Genomic DNA, 21,315 nt, shown 5'->3' on the forward strand with positions numbered 1-21,315 from the left:
ATCGCTCACGCGCTGCCGACTGCTGAGCAGCGCGTGGTCAGATCTGGCCGAGGTCGATCTCCACCGCGAAGGGGGCCGCTACCTTGAGGACGCCGGTGAACACGTCTCCGTCCCGGTAGGTCCTCGTCGCGGGGTCGAGAACGTAGGTGTACACGAGAGGAACACCCGTCGCCGCCTGCTCGATCCGCCAGTAGAAGCCGATGCCCGCCTTGGCGTACTGGTCGACCTTCACGATCCGGTCGGTGGTCTCCGAGCCCGGCGACACCACCTCCGCGACCAGCAGCACGTGTTCAGGGCGGGTCGGGGTGATGTCGATCGTGTCTGCGCGGTACACGACGACGTCCGGGCGGCGATTGGTGAGCGGGACGTCCTGAAGCCGGACGTCGAAGTCCGTGTCGGCGTTCCACTCCGGGCCTGCGGCGGCATCCAGGGCGTTCGCGAGAATCCGCGCCAGTCGGTTGTGCCGCTTGGACGCGCTCGGACTCACGACGACCATCCCGTCCACGATCTCGATACCGGCGCACTGCTCCTCGGACCAGGACTCGTAGACCTCCGCCGTGATCTGCTCATGCATCCACGCCGGGGCCACCATCTCGGCCGTCATGAAGCACCTCCCGGACACTGTGCTGCGGGCCCGATCCCGCAGGATTCAGCGTACTGTCTGCGACCGGTACAGCACGCTGATCACGCTCATGCCTCTCCCCGTCAGCCGGCATCCAACCAGCGAGCCCACGACAAGTGAGGAACCGGCGCGGTGCACTCGTCACCAGGGGGTCGGAACAGGCCGGCGGCACCACCCGACCCGTGGAGCGCGGCGGCGGCCGGCCCGGCGCTCGGCTGATCGCCGGCGGCGTGGGGATCACGCCGGTGCGGGTCATGCCGGAGGGAGACGCCCGTCGGCCCGGCCGAGCGTTGCCGAGCCGCCGTCAGGCAACTGACGCGCCGCTTCCGCGGTGTGCATGATCAGCGATGGGGTCCGGGGCAGGCTCTTCCGCGGCCGTTGAGCGACGACGGCTCGTTCCCCTCAGGGTTGCTGCGGCCGATCGCAGTGGCGATCCGGATGAAAGGAGCAGCGGGTCGACCGGCCAGTCCGAGCCGCAGGCCGGCCAAGCCCCCGCCCTGGCCGGGCTGGAGCGCGTGTCCGCTGATCTCCGAGGCTGACACACGCGTGCGTGGTGTGGTCGGTTGAGCTGCGTGTGCCGAAGCGGGATGCTGGAGGCAGTGCTGGTGCGCAGCGCCGTGCTGGGCGCGGCAGGTATGAGGTCGGGATGCACCCATGGACAACGAGCCCGACACGCACATAGGAGCAGAGGGTGCAGTAGCACCCGAGGACTTCGCGGTCGTCATCGACGCCCGCGGAACCGTCTTGGTATGGAGCGCCGGGGCCGAACGACTGCTCGGGTACGAGCCGGAGGAAGTGCTGGGTCGGCCGGCCTCCGACCTGCTCGCCGCAGAGCTGGCTGTCTCCGTGCGGCGCCGTATGGCCGCCGGAAAGCCGTGGGGGAGTGAGGTGGCGCTACGGCACCGGGGTGGAGGTCGGGTCGTTGCGCGGTTTCAGGGAATGCCGCTGGTGAACGTGGATGGCAAGACCCTCTGGCTCGTCACCGAGATGACGGTGACGCTCCTTTCCGCGCCGGCCGCCCCTGGAGCGGCGGAGCTGTGGGACTGGACGCTCGCGCAGCTCCCGCAGCCCGTGGCGATCTACGACCGCGAAGCGCGGTTTGTGGCAGCCAACGAGTTGATGATCCAGGCATTGGGCAAGCCCCAGGAGGAGATGAGAGGGCTCACCCTGTGGGAGATCGAGCCCCACCCGCCCTTTGACGAGATCGACCGTCTCCAGCAGCAGGTCCTGCGTACCGGGTCCATGCTCTTCCGCGAGTACGCCGCGCAGGCCCCCGGGGACACCCGCGCACGTGCCAGGTCGATGTTCCTCTCCCCGTTGAGGGATGGGAGCGGCGCAGTGCAGGGCGTGTCGGCGCTGGTGATCGACACCACCGAACAGTACTGGGCCCGGCGCCGCCTGGCGGTGCTCAACGACGCCAGCCTGCGCATCGGCAGCAGCCTGAACGTGACCCGGACAGTCGAGGAACTGGCCCAGGTGGCGGTGGACGGGTTCGCCGACTTCGCCGCCGTCGACCTACTGGAGTCCGTCCTCCGGGGCGACGAGCCGGAACCGGTACCGCCCACCGGGCCGGTCGTCTTCCGCCGTGCCGCGCAGCGGTCGGTGCTCCGGGACTGCCCGGAGTCCGTGCTCACGCCGGGGGACGTGGATGTCTGCCCCCAGGACTCGCTCCCGGTCCGGGCCCTGGTCACCGGTCGGGGCAGCCGGCACCAGGCGGGTGACCCCTTGCTGCGGGGGTGGGGAGCGGTTTCCCCGGCCCGGCCCGGGGCCCTGGGCCGATGCATGGTCCATACGGTGATGATGGTGCCGCTGCGTGCCCGCGGGGTGACCCTGGGCCTGGTGTACTTCCTGCGGCACCGGACGGCGGAAGCCTTCAGCGAGGAAGACCTGCTGCTCGCTGAGGGATCGCCGCCAGGGCCGCGGTGAGCATCGACAACGCCCGCCGCTACACCCGCGAGCGCCGGACGGCACTCGCCCTCCAGCGCAATCTGCTGCCCGAGCGGCTGCCGGAGCTGGCGGCGGTGGACCTCGCCTACTGCTACTTTCCCGCCGGCTCGGCGGACGGGATCGGCGGAGACTGGTTCGACGTGATCATGCTGTCCGGGGGACGGGTCGCGCTGGTGGTGGGTGACGTCGTGGGCCACGGCGTGCACGCCTCCGCCACGATGGGCCGCCTGCGCACCGCGGTACGGACGCTCGCCGACGCCGACTTTCCGCCCGACGAGCTGCTCACCCGGCTGGACGACCTGGTCATCCGCCTGGACCGGGAGGAAGGCCCGGACACGCGAGGGCAGGCGGAGGGGGCCTCGGGAGAGGTGGGTGCCACCTGCCTGTACGCCGTCTACGACCCCGTCGCCGGCCGATGCGACCTGGCACGGGCCGGGCACCCGCCGCCCGTCCTGGTGACCTCCGACGGCACCGTCCAAGTCCTGGACCTGCCCGCCGGGCCACCGCTCGGCCTGGGCGGACTGCCCTTCGAGGCCGCCCGGATCGACGTGGGTGAGGGCAGCCTGCTCGCCCTCTACACCGACGGCCTGATCGAGGCCCGCGGTCGCGATATAGATGTCGGACTGGAGCTGCTGACCGAAGCGCTTCGCTGCCCGGCCGCCGACCTGGACGAGGCCTGCGACGAAGTGCTGCGCAAGGTGATGCCCGAACCCTCTGCCGACGACGTCGTCCTGCTCCTGGCCCATACTGCCGGTCTCGGCGCGGATCAGGCGCACACCTGGCAGCTGCCCGTGGATCCTGCGGCCGTCGCCGGGGCCCGCCGGATGGCGGGCGAACAGCTGGACGCCTGGGGCCTGACCGAGCTCGAGTTCGCCACCGAACTGATTGTGAGCGAGTTGGTCACCAACGCCATCCGTTACGGCAACGCCCCCATTCAGCTGCGGCTCATTCGCGCCGACGCGCTCATCTGCGAAGTCTCCGACGGCAGCAACACCGCCCCGCACCTGCGGCGGGCCCGCGCCTTCGACGAGGGCGGACGCGGACTGCTGCTCGTCGCCCAGGTCGCCGAGCGCTGGGGCAGCCGCCAGACCTCCGCCAGCAAGACGATCTGGGCCGAGCAACCTCTGTCGGATTGACCGTCCCGGCGAGCGTGACAGCCGACAGGGAAGCGGGGGGCCGGACAGCCCTGCCCGCCGCCGCTCCAGGAAGGCGCCTTCGCGTCACGCGGCAGTGGGCAATGGCTGTCCTATGCGCTGATCGCGACCAACTGGATCTGGCCGCCACGGTCACGGCGGGAGTGTCCCGCGCGATCAGCCGTCAGTGACCGATGTCCCGCCCAACCAAGCCTCGGCGCGCCCTCGCTTGCGCCAGTCCGCCAGTCCGCCAGTCCGCCTGACTTGTCGGCGAGAGCGCGAGAACACCGCTTCCGCCGCGGCGCCCGAGCCCGGCAAGGCGGAAAAGCTCGCGCTTGATGATGCTGATCCGTCGGGAGGAATTCGTGAGATCAACTCCCCGTCCGCTCACGCAAACGGCCCCGGACGAGGAGTCCGAGGCCGAGCAAAGCCGCTCCCTGGGGAAGAAACCCAGGTCAGCGGATTAATGCGTTGTGCCCCCGGCAGGATTCGAACCTGCGACACCCGCTTTAGGAGAAAACGTAAAGCGATCATGAGTCTCAGTGAGCCCAGCGGTGGCTCAGTGAGTCCACGATAACAGGGGCCTGACGTGCGTAAACGAGTCTCAGTGAGTCTCAGTGAGGGACAGTGAGGGGGTGTTGTGGCATCCATGTGGCATCTAGCCAGCCACCGCCCGCAGTTTTCGAACAGAGCCCTTCTGCTTCGGCACCATGACCTCCCGCACCTGAGCGGCAACATCCTCCGCCGAGTGCTGATACAGCCACGTCACCTTGCTTCCGCGGTCGTGACCCATCACCGTCTGCACATCCTTCTCCGGGATCCCCAGATCCTTCAGCCTGGTAGCGAACACGTGCCGCAGATCGTGAACCCGCGGCCACCACTCATGGCGGCCGGTCTCCTCGTTCTTCACCTTCCGGGCCAGGCCAGCAGCCTGAATCGCAGGGATCCACGTCCGCCGGAAGTTGTGCCGGGTGAGCGCACCACCGTTCGGGCCTCGGAACACCAGCTCTTCCGCATGCAGGTCCCGACCATCCCCGATCGGAGAGACGGTGTCGACCGGCCTGAACCGCGCAGCCATGATCCGGACCGCCTCGATCGCCTCCGGAGTGAGCGGCACCGTACGGAAGCCGGCCACGCTCTTGGGCGCCGCCTTGCGGAACAGCTTGCCCCGGTCCTCACTGAGCACTTCCTTCACCTTGAGGTGCTCGCCGTCGAGATCCACGTGCGCCCACCGCAGGCCCGTCGCCTCGCCCCACCGCAGGCCCGTCTCCTCAAGGAAGATGACGAGTGGCCGGTACGTCCACGGGACATGCTCACGTAGGAGCGCGCACTGCTCGCGCGTCGGCGGCCGGGTGTCCTCGGTGTCCTTCTTCGGTGCGGCGTCGAGCTGCACCTCGGCGGCCGGGTTGAACGGGATGCGCTTGCCGTCACGCACGGCGTCCCGGAGCATCTGGTTCAGCAGCTCCAGTACCTTGCGCCGGGTGTGATGACCCTTCACCTCCTTGGTGATCCACTTCTGGAGCTCGATGTACTCCAGGTCGCACATCCGCCACGAGCCCCACTTCGGTGCGATGTGGGCGCGCCAGTTGGACAGCTTCCGATTCGTCGTCGTGACCGCTCGGGTTGGCTGCGCCGGCCACCACATGTCCCACCACTGGGAGAGGGTGATCTCGCCGCGTTTAGGGTCGGCGTACGTACGCTTCCGCACTCGGGTGCGCACGTCGTCGAGGAAGGCCTCGGCCGCCTTCTTGCCACCTTCACTGATCGGGAAGCACTTCTGCTTCTGCTTCCCGTCAGGATCGCGGTACCGGGCTTGCCAGGAACCCTGGCAGTCTCGTCGACGGTTGCGCGCGCCGTGCTCCTCCGGCGGGTACGCCTCCATGCACTTCGGGCAACCGCAGCTTTTGGCCCGCAACTGTCGCGGGTTGTTCGAGGCCCTACGCCCCATGGTTCACCACCTGCTCGCTCCTTCGCTGGTGAGGGATGCGGGGGGCCAGGTCGACCGGATCCCCACACCAGCAGACTGCACCCAACTCGGGCTGCGGCACGACCAGTTCGTGAAGGATGGCGCGTACGAGTGTCACTGTGTGTGGTGCGGGCATTCCGCGCGGGAGGATGATCACGCGCTCATCAGCATCGAAGGCCGGAAGAGCGTTAGGTGAGGCAAAGCTAACGCGCACGCACATGTGTACCCCCGAGTTCGCAGGCTGAAGTGACCTATCGCCGACGGGGGAGAACATCGGCAGCCGTTCGACCGTACCCCTCAGGGTGGATTTATGCGACCACCGGGAGACATGTTGTCACGGAGAACTCACGAGGAGTGAACAAAATTGATCGCGCGAGGGGCTACTGGCCCGTGCGGTTCATCTCGTTGAGTGCGACCATCTCCACTTCCTTGGCGCGCCGTTGATCCTTGGTCAGGCCGCGGTACAGCTCCAGGATGCGGGCCTCGCCTTCGGCGTCATAAGGGCCGGGGGAGGTTCGGGAGGCTGCGCGGAAGACCGCGTCCCTGTCGAGGTTGAACTCGCGGGCGAGGGCCTCAAGGTTCTTCTGGGCCGGCCCGCGCCCAGTACCGCGCTTGCGGTGGACCCAGGAGTTGACGGTGGAGGTGGCCACACCGATGCGGCGCCCGATCTCGCTGTCGCTCAGGTCTCGTTCGGCCTTGAGTCGCGCGAGAAGCTGCGCCAGATCTTCGGTGCGCTCCTGGTCTGTCACGGGCTAAGAGTGCATCGTGATCTTCTACTTTCGCAAGTGAAAGTAGGAGCGTGGCGCGATATGTATGCAGCGCGCGACGAAGTCATAACGCGCCGTTGGCTACGACATATGCCCGAATCATAGAACCCACGTTCGAGCCATGTCGCTACTCGTTGACGCTCACCGAAACTCACGCACGCTCACTTGACCTCACTGACACTGACACAGTAGAACTGTGTCAACGGCGACCGTAGCCGTCACGTAGTCCCCAACAGGTACGAGGCATTCATGACCGACCTCATCCGCAAGGCCAAAGGCCAGCCACTCAGAGACGCAATGGAGCGCTCACGGCTAACCCAGGCCGACCTCGCCGCCAAGACCAAGGCGGTCGACGTCCGCGGAAGGGGAGTCAGCCTCGGAACGGTCATCAAGGTGACCGGCCGAGGGGAGACGGCGGCGGAAACGTGCCGGCTCCGCACTGCGTGGCTCATCGCTACGGCGCTGGGAGAGCCCCTCCAAGAGCACTTCGACATGCCCTCAGTTTCTACTGACACAGTGGAAAGGTGAACCCCCATGGCGACTCAGACCCTCGCTGAGCGCACCGAGATCCTCCGCCCCACCGGACTCTCGCCCTTGCTGACCACCGCCCAGCTCATGGCGCGTTACGGCGTCTCGAACTGGACGGTCAACCAGTGGGTACAGAAGGGCTGTCCGGTCGAGCCGACGAGCTTCCGTGGTCGGCGCTTTGACCTCGACGCGGTCCGTACGTGGATGGCCGCGCGGAACGAGCAGCAGTCCGCCGCCTGACCCCTACCTACGCCGAAGGGCCGCCGGCTGTACCCGACGACCCCCGACTCGGCTTCAACCCCACTCTCAGAGAAATGAGGCGTTCGCCTTGAGTACGAATCCTACTGACCTTCCCGGCGTGAGCGTGCGTGTGATGACGCTGCCGGAGGCCCCGTTGCCGGACGCGATGCCGGTGCAGGCGTTGTACCAGCCGCGCCCGTCTGACGCGTATGCGGCGCCGCTGTCGACCGCGCTGCGCCTGGCCCGGGAGGACTTGGCCGCCCAGCAGGGCGCGAACATCCACGACCACCACGCCATGCTGCGGGCGGCGATCACGTTGGAGATCCGGTTGCGGGGCTTGTTGGCCGCGCTGGACGCGGACGGTATCGGCCGTGCGGACTCGAAGCGGGTGGCGGCGTGAGTGCCCCGCTGGTGGTGAACACGGTGGACGGCGCTGTGTGGACGCGGCGTGACGGTTCGCGTGACGGTGAGGCGTTGTATGCGCCGGAGAAGTGCGGGGCGTGTCCGCAGTTCGTGATGGTGACGCTGACGGAGTTGGCGGAGCTGGGGATCGTCGGGTCGGCGGATGTGCTGCCGGTGCCGGTGCTGCCCGAGCCGCTGTCGTCGGAGCGTGACTGTCTGCGGGCTGCGTTCGTGGAGGCGTTGGACAACGCGCACCACACGCATCCGTGTCCGGAGTATGGCAAGCCGTACTGGACGGGTTGTGTGCACTACGACGAGGCGGGTCGCGTCTCCGGTGTCGGGTCGTGCCACAACGGTCGGCGTGCGGATGCGGTGCTCGCGGTGCGGGACGCCGAGGTGGAGTCGCTGCGGGCTCGGGTTGCCGAGTTGGAGGCGGAGCGCGCGAAGTATGTCGGCAGGGAGCCGACGATCGCGGAGGAGATGGCCTACCTCTCCCGCTGCATCGACTCGGTGCTCGACCTGTGCGACGCGGCTGAGGCGAAGGGCATCACGTCGGGCGGTCCGTTCACCGTCGAGGCTGTTCGTAAGGCGGCTGACGGGCTGGTGGAGCGCCGCGCGTACCCGCCTGCTCTGCCCTGGGCGCAGCTCATGGACGACGAGGACCTGCGTGAGTTCCTCGGTGATCTCGGCGGCGCTGTCTTGGACTACTACCGCAGCGAACCCTCCGTGCCGGACCGCGAGGTGCTCATCAGCATCGAGAAGGTGTTCGCGGAGTGGCGGCTGATCGCTGAGGCGCAGCACGGTCACAACACGGCGCCGGGCCCGGATGCGGTGACGCGGGTGTTCTCGCCGGTGGCGTCGTTGCGTGAGCCGGAGGGCGAGCACTACCAGCACGTCCACCACTCGTACCGGGTGGGCCACGACCTTCCCGAGACGGGCGGTGAGGGCCGTGGCTGACGTCAACGCCGTCTTCGCGAAGTGGTTGCGGACCGCCCGCGCCGAGGCTCGACTGACGCAGCGCGAGGTCGCTGAGGCCGTGGCGCCGCAGGGCTTCCGCTGGCTTCAGTCGAAGATCGCCAAGATCGAGAGCGGGGAGTTGGTCCCCCGCCTCGACGAGGCTGTGGCCCTGGTCAACGTGTTTGACACGACGCTGGACGTTGCGCTCGGGCTGGCGCCGGGAAGCCCCGACAGCTTGGCGTCTCAGCAGTACGCGCGACGCCTGGTCCTGCTTCACGGGATCCGCGCGGCAATCGACGCCGAGTTGGGCGGTACCTCGTGACCGGCCACACGCACAGCCTTGCTGAGTGGGCGGCGTTTCTGTCGCTCGGTGTCGGTGTCCACGCCGCGTTCTCCGTCGTCTGGTTCCTCCTCGTCGACTCCGACTCGGCCCGCGACTTCGACCCGCGCCCGTGGCTGGCCCGCGCCATCCGCTCCGAGGCGGTCTATCCGCTGCTGCGCGAGTGGGACATCGCCCGGCATGCGTCCCGTGAAGCGCTCCGGGATGCCGCCGCTCTTCTCCTCCTCCTGACTACCTCCCCGAAGGGGCAGCTCCGATGAGCTACAAGATCGAGGGGTCGACGCCTCTCACCCTGACCGTCACTGACGACGGCGCCGAGCTGAACGTCACCAGCTTCCTGCGGACGGTGTTTCTGGAGCTGTTCCAGGCGGCCGACAGCGACGACGGCTTCGGCCAGGAGCTGGCGGAGATGCACGCGCTGGCGCAGTCCGCGCAAACCCAAGGCCGCGACTCGCATGCCCGGCACGAGTTCGACGAGCGCATGGGCAAGCTGATCGACGAGTTCGCGGACGGCGGCACGATCGACCTGTACGCGGGTGGCCTGCACCAGTTGCGGGACGCGGCGGCCGAGATCGCGGCGCCCCGTTCGGTGCCCGGCCAGCGATCGGCGGGTGCGGCATGATGCGCGCGCACGACTTCTGGGAAGAGACCGGCACCGCCGAGTCCGGCCCGTACCCCATCGCGTCCCTGTCGCTGCGGCCGAGCAACCGCCCCACCGCGAGCGACCTCCAGATGCTGTTCAAGAGCGGCACGCCGGTCGAGCAGCAGCTCGCCGTCGCCGACCGGGTCCTTGCCGGGGTGCAGCGCTGGCGGGACGGAATCGCTGCGGCGGCCGAGCGTCACCGCACCACAGAGGACGAACTCGCCGCTGCCCGTGAGGAGATCGCCCGGCTCAAGGCCGAGCGTGAAGGCGGTGCCGCATGAACGCCCGCGAAGTCCTCGAAGGCATGATCCGCACCGACCGGGGCAACATGACCGTCCACTCCCCGGTCGAGGTCCAAAGCCGCCTGGACGCATACCGCGCCGAGATCCTCGCCGAGGCCACCGGGCCTGAGAACTACTCCGGCGAACTCGCCATGCTGCGCGGGCTGCTCGGTGTCCTCCGTGCCACTGCCAAGCACGGCGACTTCCACCAGGTGCAGCAGCTCCTCGCCGAGCACGAGCGTGACGAGCAGGACGCGTACGCCGGACTCGGGGAGGAGGCCACCGCTGCGGCGGCGACGGCCACCCCCGAGGACTTCTTCGCCGCAGGCCGCACCTACACCCGCGACGGCGCCCGCTACGTGTGCGAGCACCTCACCACCGACCCCAAAACCGGCGACCGCGAGGCATGGGGCTGGCTCCACCGCACGGACGGCACCCGCCGCATGGAACGGATGTGGGCCGAGGACTACCCCAAGTGGACGCACGCCAGCGGGAGCGACCAGTGAAGCGCCGCCCGAACATCGACCACAAAGCCGTCGCCGCAGCCTGCCGCAACCAGCCCGGCATCTGGCAGCCCGTCGCCGAATACAACTCCAGCCAGTCCGCCGCCGGAGCCGCCGGATACATCCGCGACGCCACCACCAAAAAGACCACCCACTTGTCGCCCTACGCCCCGGCCGGCGCCTACGAAGCCCGGCATGCGCTGACCGAGTACGGGGCCCGGGTGGAAGCCCGCTTCGTCGGTGGCAGCGACGACACCGCGTGGGCTGACGCCCTCGCCGGACTGAACGGGAGTAGCCGATGACCACCGTCGCACAGACCGGAACCCAGGCCCCGGCCGCCGGCCCCACCGTCCTCGGCTTCTTCGAGCCGGGCTCGACGGAGTGGCACGCCGCTCGTGCGAGCGGGATCGGCGGCAGTGAGATCGCCGCCGTGATGGGCCTGTCCCCGTACGAGTCCCGCTTCTCCCTCTGGCACCGCAAGAAGGGCCTGATCGCCCCGGTGGAGGAGAACGACGTCATGTACTGGGGAAAGATCCACGAGCCCGCGATCTGCGCCGAGTTCGCCAAGCGGCACCCCGAGGACGAAGTCCGGCCCTCACCCACCTACGCCGCCGCCGGAAGGCCGTGGCAGGTCGTCAACCCTGACCGTCTCATCCTCGACGGCGAGTGGCGGACGACCGCAATCGTCGAGGCCAAGACGAGCCGCGACGCCGAAGGCTGGGGCGAGGAAGGCACCGCCGAAATCCCGGTGCACTACCGGGCCCAGTGCCAGTGGTACATGGACGCCCTCGTCGTGCCCCGCTGCCACGTCGCGGTGCTGATCGCAGGGTCGGAGTACCGCGAGTACGTCGTCGACTACGACCCCGCCGACGCACTCAAGATGCGGGAAGCCGCCACCGAGTTCATGCGCACCCTCGCCGACGACGAACGCCCCAGCATCGACGGCCACTCCGCCACTTACCAGGCGATCCGCGAACTCCCCGACGGCCTCGACGACGTCGACGTCGAGATCCCCACCCTCCTGCGCGACCGCTTCCACGCCGCCCAAGACCAGGCGTGGGCCGCCGAGGACGAACTGACCGCCTGCAAGGGCGAACTCCTCGACGCGATCGGTTCTGGCCGGCGCGCGGTCTGCGAGACGAAGCGGATCGCTACCCGCACGGTCCGCGAGGGCCGCACCTACCAGCTCCTGCCCGCACGCACCCGAAGGAACGCCGCATGACCGAGAACACCGTCTCCACCGCCGTCGCCGTCCGCGACAACGGACCCGGCGCCATGGTCGAGCAGTACCGCAACGACCTCGCCATGGTCATGCCGTCCCACGTCAAGCCCGACACTTTCGTCCGCCTCGCCGTCGGCGTCCTGCGCCGTGACCGCAACCTCGCCCAAGCCGCACAGAACAACCCCGCCGCCCTCATGGGCGCCCTCATGGACGCCGCCCAACTCGGCCTCACCCCCGGCACCGAGCAGTTCTACCTCGTCCCCCGCAAGCAGAAGGGGCGCCTGGAAATCCAGGGCATCCGCGGCTACCAGGGCGAGATCGAACTCATCTACCGGGCGGGCGCCGTCTCCTCCGTGATCGTCGAGGTGGTGCGCGAGCGGGACACCTTCCGCTACTCACCCGGCCGCGACGAGCGCCCCGAGCACGACATCGACTGGGACGTCGAGGACCGCGGCGCCCTGCGGCTGGTCTACGCGTACGCGGTGATGAAGGACGGGGCGACCTCAAAGGTCGTCGTCCTCAACCGGGCCCAGGTGATGAAGGCCAAGGCCATGAGCCAGGGATCCGACTCCGCCTACTCCCCGTGGCAGAAGCACGAAGAGGCCATGTGGATGAAGACGGCCGCGCACCGGCTCACGAAGTGGGTGCCGACGTCAGCGGAGTACATGCGCGAGCAACTGCGGGCGCAGGCCGAGGTGGCTGCCGAGCAGCGGACGACCGTCGCGGCCGGTGTCGTCCCGCAGGCGCCCATGCCGGAGTCGGGTGGCAGCGACGAGGACGAGGGCCCGATCGAGGGCGAGTTCGTCGACGACGAGCCCGGCCAGCAGTGGCCGGCCGTCGCCCAACCTCCCGCCTGACCTATCCCCCGCGCCGGGTCCCGCCCGCCGAAATCAGGCGGGGCCCGGCCTCCCCTAGGAGACCACGAACCATGAACCACACCCCACCCGCCGCGTGGCACCTCGGCCGCCTCGCCGGCTTCGACACGGAAACCACGGGCGTCGACGTCGAGACGGACCGCATCGTCACCGCCTGCATCGTCGAGGTCGGCGGCCAGCTCCCGCCCGCCCCGTCGAACTGGCTCCTCAACCCGAACGTCGACATCCCCGAGCAGGCGACGGCCGTGCACGGCATCAGCACGGAGATGGCCAAGAACGAAGGCCAGGACGCGGCCGAGGGCATCGCCCAGATCGTGGCCGCTCTCGCGCAGGTCGTGCTCGCGGGCACGCCGCTGGTCGTCATGAACGCCCCGTTCGACCTCACGCTGTTGGACCGGGAGGCGCGCCGGTACGGGGTGCAGCCGCTCACCGACATCGTCGGCGCCGACCTTCGTGTCCTGGACCCTCGCGTGCTGGACAAGCGCGTCGACCCCTACCGGCGCGGGAAGCGGACGCTGACCGACCTGTGCGCCCACTACCAGGTCAAGTTGGACGGCGCGCACGCTGCGGACGCTGATGCGATCGCCGCGTGCCGGGTGACGTGGCGGATCGCCACCCGCTTCGGTGAGATCGGGAACGCGTTCGTCGATGAGCTTCACGACCAGCAGGAGGACTGGGCTGCGGCGCAGGCGGCTTCCTTCCAGGAGTACCTGCGGAAGAAGGACCCGGAAGCGGTCGTCAACGGCTCGTGGCCGCTGATCCCCGCCCAGCGGGACGGCGGTGCCTCGTGAAGATCGTCAGCGGCGCGAAGCACGCCGCCGTCCTCGCCCGCCTCGACCGCACGACCCGCGAACTCGAAGCGGCCGACAAGCGCGACGCGGAACGCCTCGCCACCATCCAACGGCTCCGCGCCGAACTGGAGCAACTCCGGGACGCCAAGCCGAACAGTCCAGTCCAGCAGCCGAAGCCCGTGGCCGGGGACGCCGAACTGCGGCGACGCCTGAGCCTGGCCCTGCGCGCGGTCGGAGAGTTGCAGCAGCGCCTCGACGACATGCAGACGTCGCACATCGCGGACACCCGGGAGCTGCACGACCTGCGGCAGGGGGTGGCGTCGTGACCACTCTGCGCCGCTACGTCCGCCAGATCGTCGCCCCGAACGGCAAGCACCGCCCGCGACCCCGCACGGTCTCCATCGACGAACTCCTCGGCCAACCCACCAAAACCCCCGCCGGGGTGATCGCGCAGGCGTGGGACGACTGCCCGAACTGCGACAAGGCGACCGCGGGCGTGCTGCACAAGGACGGCTGGACGTGCGGGGAGTGCCTCGGCCAGGTCGCTGGGGGTGCGGCATGAACACGGACATCTTCCTCGTCACCGGCACGCTCGGCGTCTGCCTGGCCGCCGCGGTCCTCGTGTTCGTCCTCGTCGAGCGTGCGCTGGAGAACCGCAAGCGCCCCTACCTCGCGGCCCGCTGGGACGACCGGGCCGGGGACTGGGTGAACGAGACGCCGCACGACGTCGGCCCCGACCCACTGCTCCTCCTCGACGACATCACCGCGCACCTGAAGGCGTACGGCGCTGAGATCGCCGACCTGTACGAGCCGGTCCACACCGGCGACCACACCACCACACACCACGAGGGGGAGCTGTGACCCTGCCCCTGTTCAAGCCCGAGGCGCCGGCCGTCCCCGTGACGGCCGGGCCCCGGCCCCGCCTCGCTCGAGTCGCCGGGCTCGACATCTCCTTGACCGGCACCGGGGTCGCCACCCTCGCCGGCACAGCTCGAGTCCCCACCAAGGGCCGCCGCAAGGACACCATCCTCGAGCGCCACAACCGGATGAAGCACATCACCACCCGCGTCCTCGAGGAAGTCGGCACCGTCGACCTCGCCTGCGTCGAAGGGCCCGTCGGGTTCGCCACCCCAGGCGGCTCCACGTGGGACCGCGGCGGCTTGTGGTGGCGGATCGTCGGCGCGCTGCTCGAGCGGGACATCCCCGTCGCAATCATCTCGCCGACTGCTCGAGCGAAGTACGCCACCGGTAACGGCGGCTCGAGGAAGACCGCGGTTCTCGAGGCTGCGCGCTCGAGGTATGGGGCGATCCTCGAGTCCGACGACGAAGCCGACGCCCTGATCTTGCGGGCGATGGGTCTGCATTGGCTCGAGCAGCCGCTCGCCGAGGTCCCGGACGGGCATCGTGCGGCGCTGGCTGGTTGCGCGTGGCCCGACCGCGAGCAGGTGACCCGATGACCCGCATCGGCTCTCTCTGCACCGGTTACGGCGGCCTGGACGAGGCGGTACGGCAGGTGTTCGGCGGCACCGTCGCCTGGCACTGCCAGTACGAGCCCCCGGACAAGGACGGCCGCGAGGACAAGAACCAGTACGCCGCTCAGATCCTCGCCCACCACTGGCCCAAGATCCCCAACCACGGCGACCTCACGAAGGTCGACTGGGACCAGGTCGAGCCGGTCGACATCCTCACCGCTGGGTTCCCCTGCCAGGACGTCAGCCTCGCCGGACTCCGCGCCGGACTCGCCGAAGGCACCCGCTCGGGTCTCTGGCTGCACGTCGCCCGTGCCATCGAAGCCCTTCAACCCCGACTGGTGGTGATCGAGAATGTCCGCGGCCTCCTCTCGGCGAAAGCCGACAGTGACGTGGAACCCTGCACGTGGTGTGTGGGAGACGCCGGTGATGAACCTCTTCTGCGGGCACTCGGTGCCGTTCTCGCAGACCTGGCCCGCCTCGGGCTCGATGCGGAATGGCAGGTCTTCCGAGCGTCCGATGTCGGCGCTCCCCACCAGCGTGAGCGGGTCTTCCTCCTCGCCTGGCCTGCCGACACCGAGGGCCCGGGACTCCCGGGGGCGTGGCTTTTCGGATCAGCTGCCGAACGTGGTGCAGCTGCTGCCGACGCCGACGGTGTCGGAGGCGAACGGGATCGGGCACGCGGCGGACGGCGGAATGAACCTGCGCCACACCATCTCGCTGCTGCCCACGCCGCGGGCGTCGGAGAACGAGAACCGGCAGACGAAGCGGTCGCCGTCGCAGGAAGCCGGGACGCACGGAAAGTGCCTGGCGGCGGAGGTGGCGCACCTGCTGCCCACGCCGACCGCGACGCCGTACGGCAACAACCAGTCGCCTTCGCCGGGCGCGGCGGTACGGCCGTCACTGGACTCGCTCGCGCCGACGCTCCTGCCGACGCCGAGGGCGACGGACGGGACGAAGGGCGGACCGAACCAGCGCGGCAGCAAGGGGGATCTGATGCTCCCCTCAGCGGTCAACCAGATGTCCAGTGGGGCGAGTACGAGCCCGCCGTCCGACGATGGGAGCGCGTCCTCGGACGGCCCGCCCCCCGGCCCACCGACGCTCTGGGACGACTGAGCCCCGCCTTCGTCGAGTGGATGCAGGGCCTGGCCGCCGGCCACGTCACCAGCGTGCCGGGCATCCCGCGGGGCGCCCAGTTGAAGGCCCTCGGGAACGGCGTCGTGCCGCAGCAGGCTGCCGCCGCACTCCGGCTGCTCGCCGACCGCGCCGGGCTGGGGGTGGCGTGATGCGTGCCGCGCCTCCCACCCCCAGCCGCCGCGAACCCGACTGGCGCACCACCGCCCCCTGCAAAGCCGACCCCGACGCCATGTTCCCCAGCAGCAACGCCTACGAAATCGAGCAGGCCAAGGCGTACTGCCGGATGTGCCCCGCAATCGACCGCTGCTTGCAGTGGGCCCTCGACACCGGCGAGGAATGGGGTGTCTGGGGCGGCCTGTCAGAGAAGGAACGCCGCAACCTGCGCCGCCGCGCCGCACGCCCAATCAGCATCGACGACTACACCGACACCCCGCGCACCATGCACGCCTCCCGAACCCTCGACGAAGCCTGGGACCTGTTCACCCAGGAAGACGGCGAGCACGTCCTGTGGAACGGGCCGAAGGTCGTACACCAGCCCGGCGGCAACCTCACCCCGAACCGGCTCGCGTTCCGCCGGGACCGCGGCTACTGGCCGGACGGCGGGGTGACGCGCACGTGCAGCGTCGACCGGTGCGTGAAGCCGGCGCATCTCACGGACCGACGGGAGCGGATCGAGCAAGCAGATCTGGCGGTGTCGGCGTGAGCGCCGAGCCTGCGGGCCGTGACCCGCCGCCGCTTCTGGACTGGCGTGACGCCTCGCACTGGTCCCACCAGCAGAAGCCGTGCCGGTACTGCGGCGGGCTGACGAACCTCCGCGACTCGAAACGGAAGCCCAGCCACAAAGTCTGCGCCGAAGCCGCCCTCGCACAACAGGCCGCCGAGCAGGCGGACGCCTACCACAACGAAGGACACCTCGGATGAACCGCTTCCTGCTCGGCCTGCTCCTCGGAGCGTGTGCCGCCCTCGTCACCTGGGTGATCTCGTCCAGCCACCTGTGGACGGCGGTGATCGGCCTCGTCGTCGCGGTCCTCGTCTGGTTCGGCGAGTTCCTCCTCGACGACCTCATCTGACCGCCCAGTAAGCAGCGCCCGCCGGGGGCTATCCGGCGGGCACCACCCCAAGGAGAACACGATGAACGACCCGCTCGCCTACGGCCCCACCGGGATTCGCTGCGGCTGCGGCAAGGACGCCCACTCCAACCTCGTCCCCTGCCAGCCCGACCGCCCGTACACCGACGAAGACCTCCGCGCCGAAGCTGGGCTCGCCCTCGACGCACTCGTGCACCTGCCGACCGTCGAGGAAATCGTCACCTCGCTGCGCCAGTCCTACATCCCGCACCTTCACGCCGACGGCGACCTCGTCACCTGGGGCGGTCTTCTCGACGAGGACGGAATCACTGAGGCGGCCCACCAGATCCGCGAGCGGATGGTTCCAGCGGCACCGGTCGGTGAGTGGGCGATCCGCCTCGGCGCCGACGGCCTGCAACCCCACGCGCGCGCCATCGACATCGGCTGGAACGACGGCCCGTTGCAGGCCCGCATCCACATCGCGTTCCCCGCCGACACCCCGGACGGCGAGCGGGAGCAGTTCGTCACCGACATCAGCAACGCGATCGCCGGGACCGTCCCCGTCCGCTGACCACAAGCGCCCCGCCGCAGGTCAGTTGCGGCGGGGCACCCCGACAAGGAGACCACGATGAACAACCCCTACCTCGCCGCACTCAACACCGCGACGAAGTACCCCAGCATCCCCACCTACCACTCCCTCGACCCGAAGAACGGCGGCCTCCTCGAAGAGCCGACCGCGTTCGACGGCGACGTCATCCTCACCGAGAAAGTCGACGGCACCAACGGCCGCATCGTCCTCTTCCCTGACGGCGACTTCTTCATCGGCTCCCGCGAAGAGCTGCTGTACGCGCGCGGCGACCGCATCGGAAACCCCGCCCTCGGCATCGTGGCCGCGCTTGAGCCGCTCGCCGCCAGGCTCAAGCCGCGCGACGAACACCGCCAGATCCTCGTGTTCTTCCTGGAGGTGTACGGCCACAAGATCGGCGGCGCGGCCAAGCAGTACACCGGCAGCGGACAGGTCGGCTACCGGCTGTTCGACATCGCTTGCCTGCTGCCCGACGTCCTGGAATGGGACCGCACCCAGATCTCAGCCTGGCGGGAGAACGGCGGGCAGCGGTTCTGCAACGAGGCCACGTTGCAGCGGGCGGCCGACGCCGAGGGCATCGAGCTGACGCCGCGCCTGGAGACGGTCCCGGCCGCCGCGCTGCCTTCCGATGTCGAGGGCATGGCCGCATTCCTCGCGGGACGCCTGCCGGTGACCCGGGTGGCACTCGACGAGGGCGCGGGCCACCAGCCGGAAGGGATCGTGCTGCGCACCACGGACCGGTCGGTGATCGCGAAGGCCCGGTTCCAGGACTACGCGCGGACGTTGAAGCGCCGCCGCTGAGACCACCCTCCCGGCGGCCCTTCCCCCTCGGCCGCCCTCCGGGAGCCCGCCACCTCCCCGGCGGGCTCCCGGCCCCCAACCACCCACGAGAGGAACCCCGATGAGGGACTACACCACCGGCATCGTCCTCACCGGCGACGCCCGCGACACCGCCCGCGCCGAGGCCGCCCGCCTGTACGAGCAAGGCATGACCGTCGACGCCGTCGCCGCCGCCATCGGCCGCTCCCACGGCGGCACCCATGCTCTCCTCCGCGAAGCCGGCGTGCAGATGCGGCCCCGCGGCGGCAACACCCGGAAGACGGCCGCCCAATGACTGCCCGCACCTGGCGCCCCGGCGGACCCGGCTCCTTCCAGGCACCCGCCGACGTGACCGCAGTGACCGACCGGACCGGACGCCGCTGGACCAAATCCGGACCGCGCTGGACATGCACCGGCAGCCACTACATCCGCTGGCGAAGCCTCGTCGCCGACCACGGGCCGCTCACCGAGGCCTGAGCAGCAGTGAGGCCCCGCACACGGCGGGGCCCGAAGGAAGGAGGAGCAGGGTGTCAGGAGTCGGCGATGTTGCGAGCGGCGTTGATGTCGCGGGCGCGCTTCGGATCGGGCGCGATCTTCGCCACCCACTCGCGGGTCATGCCGGACCAGCGGGCCATGTCGGACGGCCCCACGCCTTGAGCGCGCCAGGTCACGAACAGCTCGCGCAGCGCGGCGTCGTCCCGCTCAAAGGCGGCCTTCGACTTCTCGCGCTTACGGGTCGCTTCCCGGATCTGGGTCTCGGCATCGCTGGTCATGGGGCCCATGGTGGCACAGCTTGTCGCGGTCGCGCTACGCGTCCGCGCTATGGGGTCGCGAACCGCGATCGCGAACGGTATTCTCACATCATGACCTTGAGCACCACCCACTTCCCCTTGCGGAAGCTCGACCGCGATGCGCCAACCAGAGGCTTCCTGGCGCCGGAAATGAGGCATGCCGCCTGGCGCTCGTCCTACAAGTTCCACCTCGTCTACCGCTTCTACGACGCCGACCTGCAACCGCTCTACATCGGCCTCACCTATGGAGGCCTGGAGCGCTGGGACCAGCACCGCAAGAAGGCCGAGTGGTGGCCGCTCGCCGAGTACGCAGCCGTGTCCTTCTACGAGTCGTACGACGCGATCAAGGTGGCGGAGAAGGCGGCGATCCGGCACGAACAACCGCGCTTCAACAAGCTGCACCGACGCGGACCCGCCAACGCCTCGCTGCACCTGCGCGGCCCGGCCGAGGACGCAGCAGCAGTGCTGTTCCGCGACGCGGACACGGAGTTCATCAACGAGTTGGCCCAACTGCTGACGCAGCCCGAGCGGTTTCCGCAGCCCGCCCCGCCGCCGCCCGCTCGGTTCGCGGACGAAGCCCCAACTACCGAAAGGAGGACCGCGTGACTGAGATCGCCCTGCCAACCCAGGAGCAAGCCCGCGCCCTCACTGACCGCATCAAGGTCGCAGTCGAAGGCACCTGGCTCCTCATCCAAGAGGCGTACACATCCCGCACCTGGGCCGCGCTCGGCTACGCCACGTGGGACGCCTACTGCGCTGCCGAGTTCGGCACAGCACGCCTCCGGCTTCCGCGCGAGGAACGACAAGAAGTCGTCGCGTCCCTCCGCGAGTCCGGTATGAGCCTCCGGGCGATCTCATCGGCTACCGGAATCTCGCCGGCCACAGCCATGCGGGACTCACGTGTTTCAGATGAAACACCTGCCGTAGTTCTCGGCACAGACGGCGGCACGTACGCCGCGGCACGACCGGTCCCCGAGTCGTCGTCCGACGGCGACCTCCTTGCGGGGGACGACTGGGTGCAGCCCGACGGCCCCGGCTTCGAAGCCGCCGTCACGCCTCCACCCAAGCCCAAGCGGCGCCCGCTTCCCGACATGTTCGCCGACGCCACCCACGACTTCGTCCGCATCGCAGAGCGCTTCGACCGCCTGCGTGACGACGACCGGTTCACGCGGAACCGAGAACAGACCCACCGCCAAGCCCCGGAAATCGTCCGGGCCCTCGGCTCCATCGCCGAACTCGCCGCAGACATGGACCTGCCCGCGGCCGACACAAGCGAAGAGGCCCGCCGCTGGTGGGCGACGAGCCTCCGCAAGATCAGCGACGCCCTCGCCGACGTCGCCAACTCCATCGAACAGGAGCAGTAATGACACAGCTCAGCGTACCCGCCACCGACATTCCCCAGGTCGAGATCATGGCCGTCACGCCCGAACTCGCCGCCAAGTGGCTCAAGCAGAACACCCGCAACCGCAACGCCCGCAAGCGCGCCGTCTCCGACTACGCCCGCGACATGGCCGCCGGGCAGTGGCGCCTCAACGGCGAATCCATCAAGTTTGCCACCGACGGCACCCTCCTCGACGGACAGCACCGCCTCATGGCCGTCATCGAAGCCGACGTCGCCATCCCCCTCATGGTCGTCACCGGCCTCCCCAACGACACCCAAGAGACCATGGACGCCGGCCGCAAGCGCACCACCGCCGACGCCTTCAGTCTCCGCGGTGAGACCAACGCCGCCGTCCTTGCCGCCGTCCTGAAGAAGGTCTGGCTGTGGGACCAGGGCGACTACAAGTTCGGCCAGAACTACAGCCCCACCACCGCCGAGTGCGCCGCCCTGCTGCAGAAGCGCCCCGAGATCTACCGCTCGGTGGAGATCGCCGCTCGCGTACACCAGGCGTTCCGCTACCTGCCGAAGTCCGTCGTCGGCACCGCCCACCACGTCCTCTCCCGCATCGACGTGGACGAGGCCGTGTGGTTCTTCTGCCGCGTCGGGGACGGCGCCGACCTCCCCGTCAGCCACCCCGTCCTCGCGCTGCGCAGCAGGGTCATGACCGACCGGGCCGAGAGCCGCAAGGTGCCCGACCACCAGTACATGGCGTACCTCATCCGCGCCTGGAACGCCGTCCGCAGCGACCGGCCCCTCACCCGGATCCAGCAGCCCGCGGACGCCCCCATGCCCATGCCCAAGTAGCCGCACCTGCGGGGCCGTCGACGGGCGGCCCCGCCCTTCCTGAT

Annotated in this window: 32 protein-coding genes, 1 tRNA gene and 1 pseudogene; 29 read left to right on the top strand and 5 right to left on the bottom strand. The window is 69.4% G+C overall.

Annotation, left to right across the window (positions count from 1 at the left end; translation table 11 throughout):
* Window positions 1–37: 37 nt before the first annotated feature.
* Window positions 38–604, bottom strand: coding sequence for a Uma2 family endonuclease (locus ACFY9I_RS10800; protein ID WP_390999489.1), 567 nt, complete (start codon window positions 602–604; stop codon window positions 38–40).
* Between the two features lie 672 nt (window positions 605–1,276).
* On the opposite strand from ACFY9I_RS10800, the pseudogene ACFY9I_RS10805 reads away from it, so the two are divergent.
* Window positions 1,277–3,705 (top strand): annotated as a pseudogene (locus ACFY9I_RS10805) (SpoIIE family protein phosphatase).
* 471 nt (window positions 3,706–4,176) lie between these two features.
* On the opposite strand, the gene ACFY9I_RS10810 reads toward ACFY9I_RS10805, so the two are convergent.
* The 3 genes from ACFY9I_RS10810 to ACFY9I_RS10820 form a co-directional block, all read right to left on the bottom strand.
* Window positions 4,177–4,286: transfer RNA gene (locus ACFY9I_RS10810), tRNA-OTHER, on the bottom strand.
* A gap of 74 nt (window positions 4,287–4,360) precedes the next feature.
* Window positions 4,361–5,650, bottom strand: coding sequence for a tyrosine-type recombinase/integrase (locus ACFY9I_RS10815; RefSeq protein ID WP_390999492.1), 1,290 nt, complete (start codon window positions 5,648–5,650; stop codon window positions 4,361–4,363).
* A gap of 398 nt (window positions 5,651–6,048) precedes the next feature.
* Window positions 6,049–6,417 (bottom strand): helix-turn-helix domain-containing protein, encoded by a 369-nt coding sequence (locus ACFY9I_RS10820; protein WP_390999495.1) that lies wholly within the window; start codon window positions 6,415–6,417, stop codon window positions 6,049–6,051.
* A 267-nt stretch (window positions 6,418–6,684) separates the two neighbouring features.
* Here ACFY9I_RS10820 and ACFY9I_RS10825 point away from each other — a divergent pair, with 267 nt between their 5' ends.
* The 25 genes from ACFY9I_RS10825 (at window position 6,685) to ACFY9I_RS10945 (ending at window position 18,772) form a co-directional block, all read left to right on the top strand.
* Window positions 6,685–6,963 (top strand): XRE family transcriptional regulator, encoded by a 279-nt coding sequence (locus ACFY9I_RS10825; RefSeq protein ID WP_390999498.1) that lies wholly within the window; start codon window positions 6,685–6,687, stop codon window positions 6,961–6,963.
* Between the two features lie 6 nt (window positions 6,964–6,969).
* On the top strand, window positions 6,970–7,203 hold the full coding sequence (locus ACFY9I_RS10830; protein ID WP_390999501.1) for a helix-turn-helix transcriptional regulator: 234 nt from the start codon (window positions 6,970–6,972) through the stop codon (window positions 7,201–7,203).
* A 118-nt stretch (window positions 7,204–7,321) separates the two neighbouring features.
* A complete protein-coding gene (locus tag ACFY9I_RS10835; RefSeq protein ID WP_390999504.1) occupies window positions 7,322–7,603 on the top strand; it encodes a hypothetical protein in 282 nt (93 codons plus the stop codon).
* Window positions 7,600–8,562, top strand: a complete 963-nt coding sequence (locus ACFY9I_RS10840; RefSeq protein WP_390999506.1) for a hypothetical protein — start codon at window positions 7,600–7,602, stop codon at window positions 8,560–8,562. The genes ACFY9I_RS10835 and ACFY9I_RS10840 overlap by 4 nt, the downstream gene beginning before the upstream one ends.
* The gene (locus tag ACFY9I_RS10845) at window positions 8,555–8,884 is read left to right on the top strand and encodes a helix-turn-helix domain-containing protein (protein ID WP_390999509.1); all 330 of its coding nucleotides are present in this window, start codon (window positions 8,555–8,557) and stop codon (window positions 8,882–8,884) included. Before ACFY9I_RS10840 ends, ACFY9I_RS10845 begins: the two co-directional genes overlap by 8 nt.
* A complete protein-coding gene (locus ACFY9I_RS10850) occupies window positions 8,881–9,162 on the top strand; it encodes a hypothetical protein (protein ID WP_390999512.1) in 282 nt (93 codons plus the stop codon). Before ACFY9I_RS10845 ends, ACFY9I_RS10850 begins: the two co-directional genes overlap by 4 nt.
* Window positions 9,159–9,524 carry a hypothetical protein gene (locus ACFY9I_RS10855; protein ID WP_390999515.1) on the top strand — a complete coding sequence of 122 codons (366 nt, stop codon included), beginning with the start codon at window positions 9,159–9,161 and terminating at the stop codon, window positions 9,522–9,524. The genes ACFY9I_RS10850 and ACFY9I_RS10855 overlap by 4 nt, the downstream gene beginning before the upstream one ends.
* Entirely contained in the window at window positions 9,521–9,826 is a 306-nt protein-coding gene (locus tag ACFY9I_RS10860; RefSeq protein WP_390999518.1) for a hypothetical protein, read from the top strand. Before ACFY9I_RS10855 ends, ACFY9I_RS10860 begins: the two co-directional genes overlap by 4 nt.
* Window positions 9,823–10,332 (top strand): hypothetical protein, encoded by a 510-nt coding sequence (locus tag ACFY9I_RS10865; RefSeq protein ID WP_390999521.1) that lies wholly within the window; start codon window positions 9,823–9,825, stop codon window positions 10,330–10,332. The genes ACFY9I_RS10860 and ACFY9I_RS10865 overlap by 4 nt, the downstream gene beginning before the upstream one ends.
* Window positions 10,329–10,631: a hypothetical protein gene (locus ACFY9I_RS10870; protein WP_390999524.1), complete on the top strand. Its 303-nt coding sequence runs from the start codon at window positions 10,329–10,331 to the stop codon at window positions 10,629–10,631. Before ACFY9I_RS10865 ends, ACFY9I_RS10870 begins: the two co-directional genes overlap by 4 nt.
* The gene (locus ACFY9I_RS10875; RefSeq protein ID WP_390999526.1) at window positions 10,628–11,551 is read left to right on the top strand and encodes a lambda-exonuclease family protein; all 924 of its coding nucleotides are present in this window, start codon (window positions 10,628–10,630) and stop codon (window positions 11,549–11,551) included. Before ACFY9I_RS10870 ends, ACFY9I_RS10875 begins: the two co-directional genes overlap by 4 nt.
* Window positions 11,548–12,408 carry a recombinase RecT gene (locus ACFY9I_RS10880; protein WP_390999529.1) on the top strand — a complete coding sequence of 287 codons (861 nt, stop codon included), beginning with the start codon at window positions 11,548–11,550 and terminating at the stop codon, window positions 12,406–12,408. Before ACFY9I_RS10875 ends, ACFY9I_RS10880 begins: the two co-directional genes overlap by 4 nt.
* Before the next feature lie 71 nt (window positions 12,409–12,479).
* Window positions 12,480–13,217 carry an exonuclease domain-containing protein gene (locus ACFY9I_RS10885; RefSeq protein ID WP_390999532.1) on the top strand — a complete coding sequence of 246 codons (738 nt, stop codon included), beginning with the start codon at window positions 12,480–12,482 and terminating at the stop codon, window positions 13,215–13,217.
* On the top strand, window positions 13,214–13,543 hold the full coding sequence (locus ACFY9I_RS10890) for a hypothetical protein (RefSeq protein WP_390999533.1): 330 nt from the start codon (window positions 13,214–13,216) through the stop codon (window positions 13,541–13,543). Before ACFY9I_RS10885 ends, ACFY9I_RS10890 begins: the two co-directional genes overlap by 4 nt.
* Complete coding sequence (locus ACFY9I_RS10895; protein WP_390999536.1) at window positions 13,540–13,779, top strand: hypothetical protein; 240 nt, start codon at window positions 13,540–13,542, stop codon at window positions 13,777–13,779. The genes ACFY9I_RS10890 and ACFY9I_RS10895 overlap by 4 nt, the downstream gene beginning before the upstream one ends.
* Complete coding sequence (locus ACFY9I_RS10900; RefSeq protein WP_390999538.1) at window positions 13,776–14,078, top strand: hypothetical protein; 303 nt, start codon at window positions 13,776–13,778, stop codon at window positions 14,076–14,078. Before ACFY9I_RS10895 ends, ACFY9I_RS10900 begins: the two co-directional genes overlap by 4 nt.
* Entirely contained in the window at window positions 14,075–14,674 is a 600-nt protein-coding gene (locus tag ACFY9I_RS10905) for a hypothetical protein (protein ID WP_390999541.1), read from the top strand. Before ACFY9I_RS10900 ends, ACFY9I_RS10905 begins: the two co-directional genes overlap by 4 nt.
* Entirely contained in the window at window positions 14,671–15,972 is a 1,302-nt protein-coding gene (locus ACFY9I_RS10910) for a DNA (cytosine-5-)-methyltransferase (protein ID WP_390999542.1), read from the top strand. The genes ACFY9I_RS10905 and ACFY9I_RS10910 overlap by 4 nt, the downstream gene beginning before the upstream one ends.
* On the top strand, window positions 15,972–16,526 hold the full coding sequence (locus ACFY9I_RS10915) for a WhiB family transcriptional regulator (RefSeq protein WP_390999545.1): 555 nt from the start codon (window positions 15,972–15,974) through the stop codon (window positions 16,524–16,526). Before ACFY9I_RS10910 ends, ACFY9I_RS10915 begins: the two co-directional genes overlap by 1 nt.
* A complete protein-coding gene (locus tag ACFY9I_RS10920) occupies window positions 16,523–16,744 on the top strand; it encodes a hypothetical protein (protein ID WP_390999547.1) in 222 nt (73 codons plus the stop codon). The genes ACFY9I_RS10915 and ACFY9I_RS10920 overlap by 4 nt, the downstream gene beginning before the upstream one ends.
* Window positions 16,741–16,893: a hypothetical protein gene (locus tag ACFY9I_RS10925; RefSeq protein ID WP_390999549.1), complete on the top strand. Its 153-nt coding sequence runs from the start codon at window positions 16,741–16,743 to the stop codon at window positions 16,891–16,893. Before ACFY9I_RS10920 ends, ACFY9I_RS10925 begins: the two co-directional genes overlap by 4 nt.
* A 61-nt stretch (window positions 16,894–16,954) precedes the next feature.
* Window positions 16,955–17,461 carry a hypothetical protein gene (locus tag ACFY9I_RS10930; RefSeq protein ID WP_390999551.1) on the top strand — a complete coding sequence of 169 codons (507 nt, stop codon included), beginning with the start codon at window positions 16,955–16,957 and terminating at the stop codon, window positions 17,459–17,461.
* 57 nt (window positions 17,462–17,518) lie between these two features.
* Entirely contained in the window at window positions 17,519–18,277 is a 759-nt protein-coding gene (locus tag ACFY9I_RS10935) for an RNA ligase family protein (protein WP_390999554.1), read from the top strand.
* A 100-nt stretch (window positions 18,278–18,377) separates the two neighbouring features.
* On the top strand, window positions 18,378–18,590 hold the full coding sequence (locus tag ACFY9I_RS10940) for a helix-turn-helix domain-containing protein (RefSeq protein WP_390999557.1): 213 nt from the start codon (window positions 18,378–18,380) through the stop codon (window positions 18,588–18,590).
* Window positions 18,587–18,772: a hypothetical protein gene (locus ACFY9I_RS10945; RefSeq protein ID WP_390999560.1), complete on the top strand. Its 186-nt coding sequence runs from the start codon at window positions 18,587–18,589 to the stop codon at window positions 18,770–18,772. Before ACFY9I_RS10940 ends, ACFY9I_RS10945 begins: the two co-directional genes overlap by 4 nt.
* A gap of 53 nt (window positions 18,773–18,825) precedes the next feature.
* Here ACFY9I_RS10945 and ACFY9I_RS10950 read toward each other — a convergent pair whose 3' ends face one another.
* A complete protein-coding gene (locus ACFY9I_RS10950; protein WP_390999562.1) occupies window positions 18,826–19,068 on the bottom strand; it encodes a hypothetical protein in 243 nt (80 codons plus the stop codon).
* 90 nt (window positions 19,069–19,158) lie between these two features.
* Between ACFY9I_RS10950 and ACFY9I_RS10955 the strand changes: the two genes are divergently transcribed.
* The 3 genes from ACFY9I_RS10955 to ACFY9I_RS10965 are packed head-to-tail and all read left to right on the top strand — an operon-like array spanning window position 19,159 to window position 21,271.
* Window positions 19,159–19,692, top strand: coding sequence for a GIY-YIG nuclease family protein (locus ACFY9I_RS10955; RefSeq protein WP_390999565.1), 534 nt, complete (start codon window positions 19,159–19,161; stop codon window positions 19,690–19,692).
* Window positions 19,689–20,450 (top strand): hypothetical protein, encoded by a 762-nt coding sequence (locus ACFY9I_RS10960; protein WP_390999567.1) that lies wholly within the window; start codon window positions 19,689–19,691, stop codon window positions 20,448–20,450. Before ACFY9I_RS10955 ends, ACFY9I_RS10960 begins: the two co-directional genes overlap by 4 nt.
* Window positions 20,450–21,271, top strand: a complete 822-nt coding sequence (locus ACFY9I_RS10965) for a hypothetical protein (protein ID WP_390999570.1) — start codon at window positions 20,450–20,452, stop codon at window positions 21,269–21,271. The genes ACFY9I_RS10960 and ACFY9I_RS10965 overlap by 1 nt, the downstream gene beginning before the upstream one ends.
* The last annotated feature ends 44 nt before the right edge of the window (window positions 21,272–21,315 follow it).

The sequence above is a fragment of the Streptomyces sp. NPDC012510 genome (assembly GCF_042955065.1).
Lineage (GTDB): Bacteria > Actinomycetota > Actinomycetes > Streptomycetales > Streptomycetaceae > Streptomyces.

Coding starts and splice junctions, on each gene's coding strand:
- ACFY9I_RS10800 (WP_390999489.1), bottom strand. CDS start 604: ATGACGGCCGAGATGGTGGCCCCGGCGTGGATGCATGAGCAGATCACG.
- ACFY9I_RS10815 (WP_390999492.1), bottom strand. CDS start 5,650: ATGGGGCGTAGGGCCTCGAACAACCCGCGACAGTTGCGGGCCAAAAGC.
- ACFY9I_RS10825 (WP_390999498.1), top strand. CDS start 6,685: ATGACCGACCTCATCCGCAAGGCCAAAGGCCAGCCACTCAGAGACGCA.
- ACFY9I_RS10830 (WP_390999501.1), top strand. CDS start 6,970: ATGGCGACTCAGACCCTCGCTGAGCGCACCGAGATCCTCCGCCCCACC.
- ACFY9I_RS10855 (WP_390999515.1), top strand. CDS start 9,159: ATGAGCTACAAGATCGAGGGGTCGACGCCTCTCACCCTGACCGTCACT.
- ACFY9I_RS10860 (WP_390999518.1), top strand. CDS start 9,521: ATGATGCGCGCGCACGACTTCTGGGAAGAGACCGGCACCGCCGAGTCC.
- ACFY9I_RS10865 (WP_390999521.1), top strand. CDS start 9,823: ATGAACGCCCGCGAAGTCCTCGAAGGCATGATCCGCACCGACCGGGGC.
- ACFY9I_RS10875 (WP_390999526.1), top strand. CDS start 10,628: ATGACCACCGTCGCACAGACCGGAACCCAGGCCCCGGCCGCCGGCCCC.
- ACFY9I_RS10880 (WP_390999529.1), top strand. CDS start 11,548: ATGACCGAGAACACCGTCTCCACCGCCGTCGCCGTCCGCGACAACGGA.
- ACFY9I_RS10885 (WP_390999532.1), top strand. CDS start 12,480: ATGAACCACACCCCACCCGCCGCGTGGCACCTCGGCCGCCTCGCCGGC.
- ACFY9I_RS10900 (WP_390999538.1), top strand. CDS start 13,776: ATGAACACGGACATCTTCCTCGTCACCGGCACGCTCGGCGTCTGCCTG.
- ACFY9I_RS10910 (WP_390999542.1), top strand. CDS start 14,671: ATGACCCGCATCGGCTCTCTCTGCACCGGTTACGGCGGCCTGGACGAG.
- ACFY9I_RS10915 (WP_390999545.1), top strand. CDS start 15,972: ATGCGTGCCGCGCCTCCCACCCCCAGCCGCCGCGAACCCGACTGGCGC.
- ACFY9I_RS10925 (WP_390999549.1), top strand. CDS start 16,741: ATGAACCGCTTCCTGCTCGGCCTGCTCCTCGGAGCGTGTGCCGCCCTC.
- ACFY9I_RS10930 (WP_390999551.1), top strand. CDS start 16,955: ATGAACGACCCGCTCGCCTACGGCCCCACCGGGATTCGCTGCGGCTGC.
- ACFY9I_RS10935 (WP_390999554.1), top strand. CDS start 17,519: ATGAACAACCCCTACCTCGCCGCACTCAACACCGCGACGAAGTACCCC.
- ACFY9I_RS10940 (WP_390999557.1), top strand. CDS start 18,378: ATGAGGGACTACACCACCGGCATCGTCCTCACCGGCGACGCCCGCGAC.
- ACFY9I_RS10945 (WP_390999560.1), top strand. CDS start 18,587: ATGACTGCCCGCACCTGGCGCCCCGGCGGACCCGGCTCCTTCCAGGCA.
- ACFY9I_RS10950 (WP_390999562.1), bottom strand. CDS start 19,068: ATGACCAGCGATGCCGAGACCCAGATCCGGGAAGCGACCCGTAAGCGC.
- ACFY9I_RS10955 (WP_390999565.1), top strand. CDS start 19,159: ATGACCTTGAGCACCACCCACTTCCCCTTGCGGAAGCTCGACCGCGAT.
- ACFY9I_RS10965 (WP_390999570.1), top strand. CDS start 20,450: ATGACACAGCTCAGCGTACCCGCCACCGACATTCCCCAGGTCGAGATC.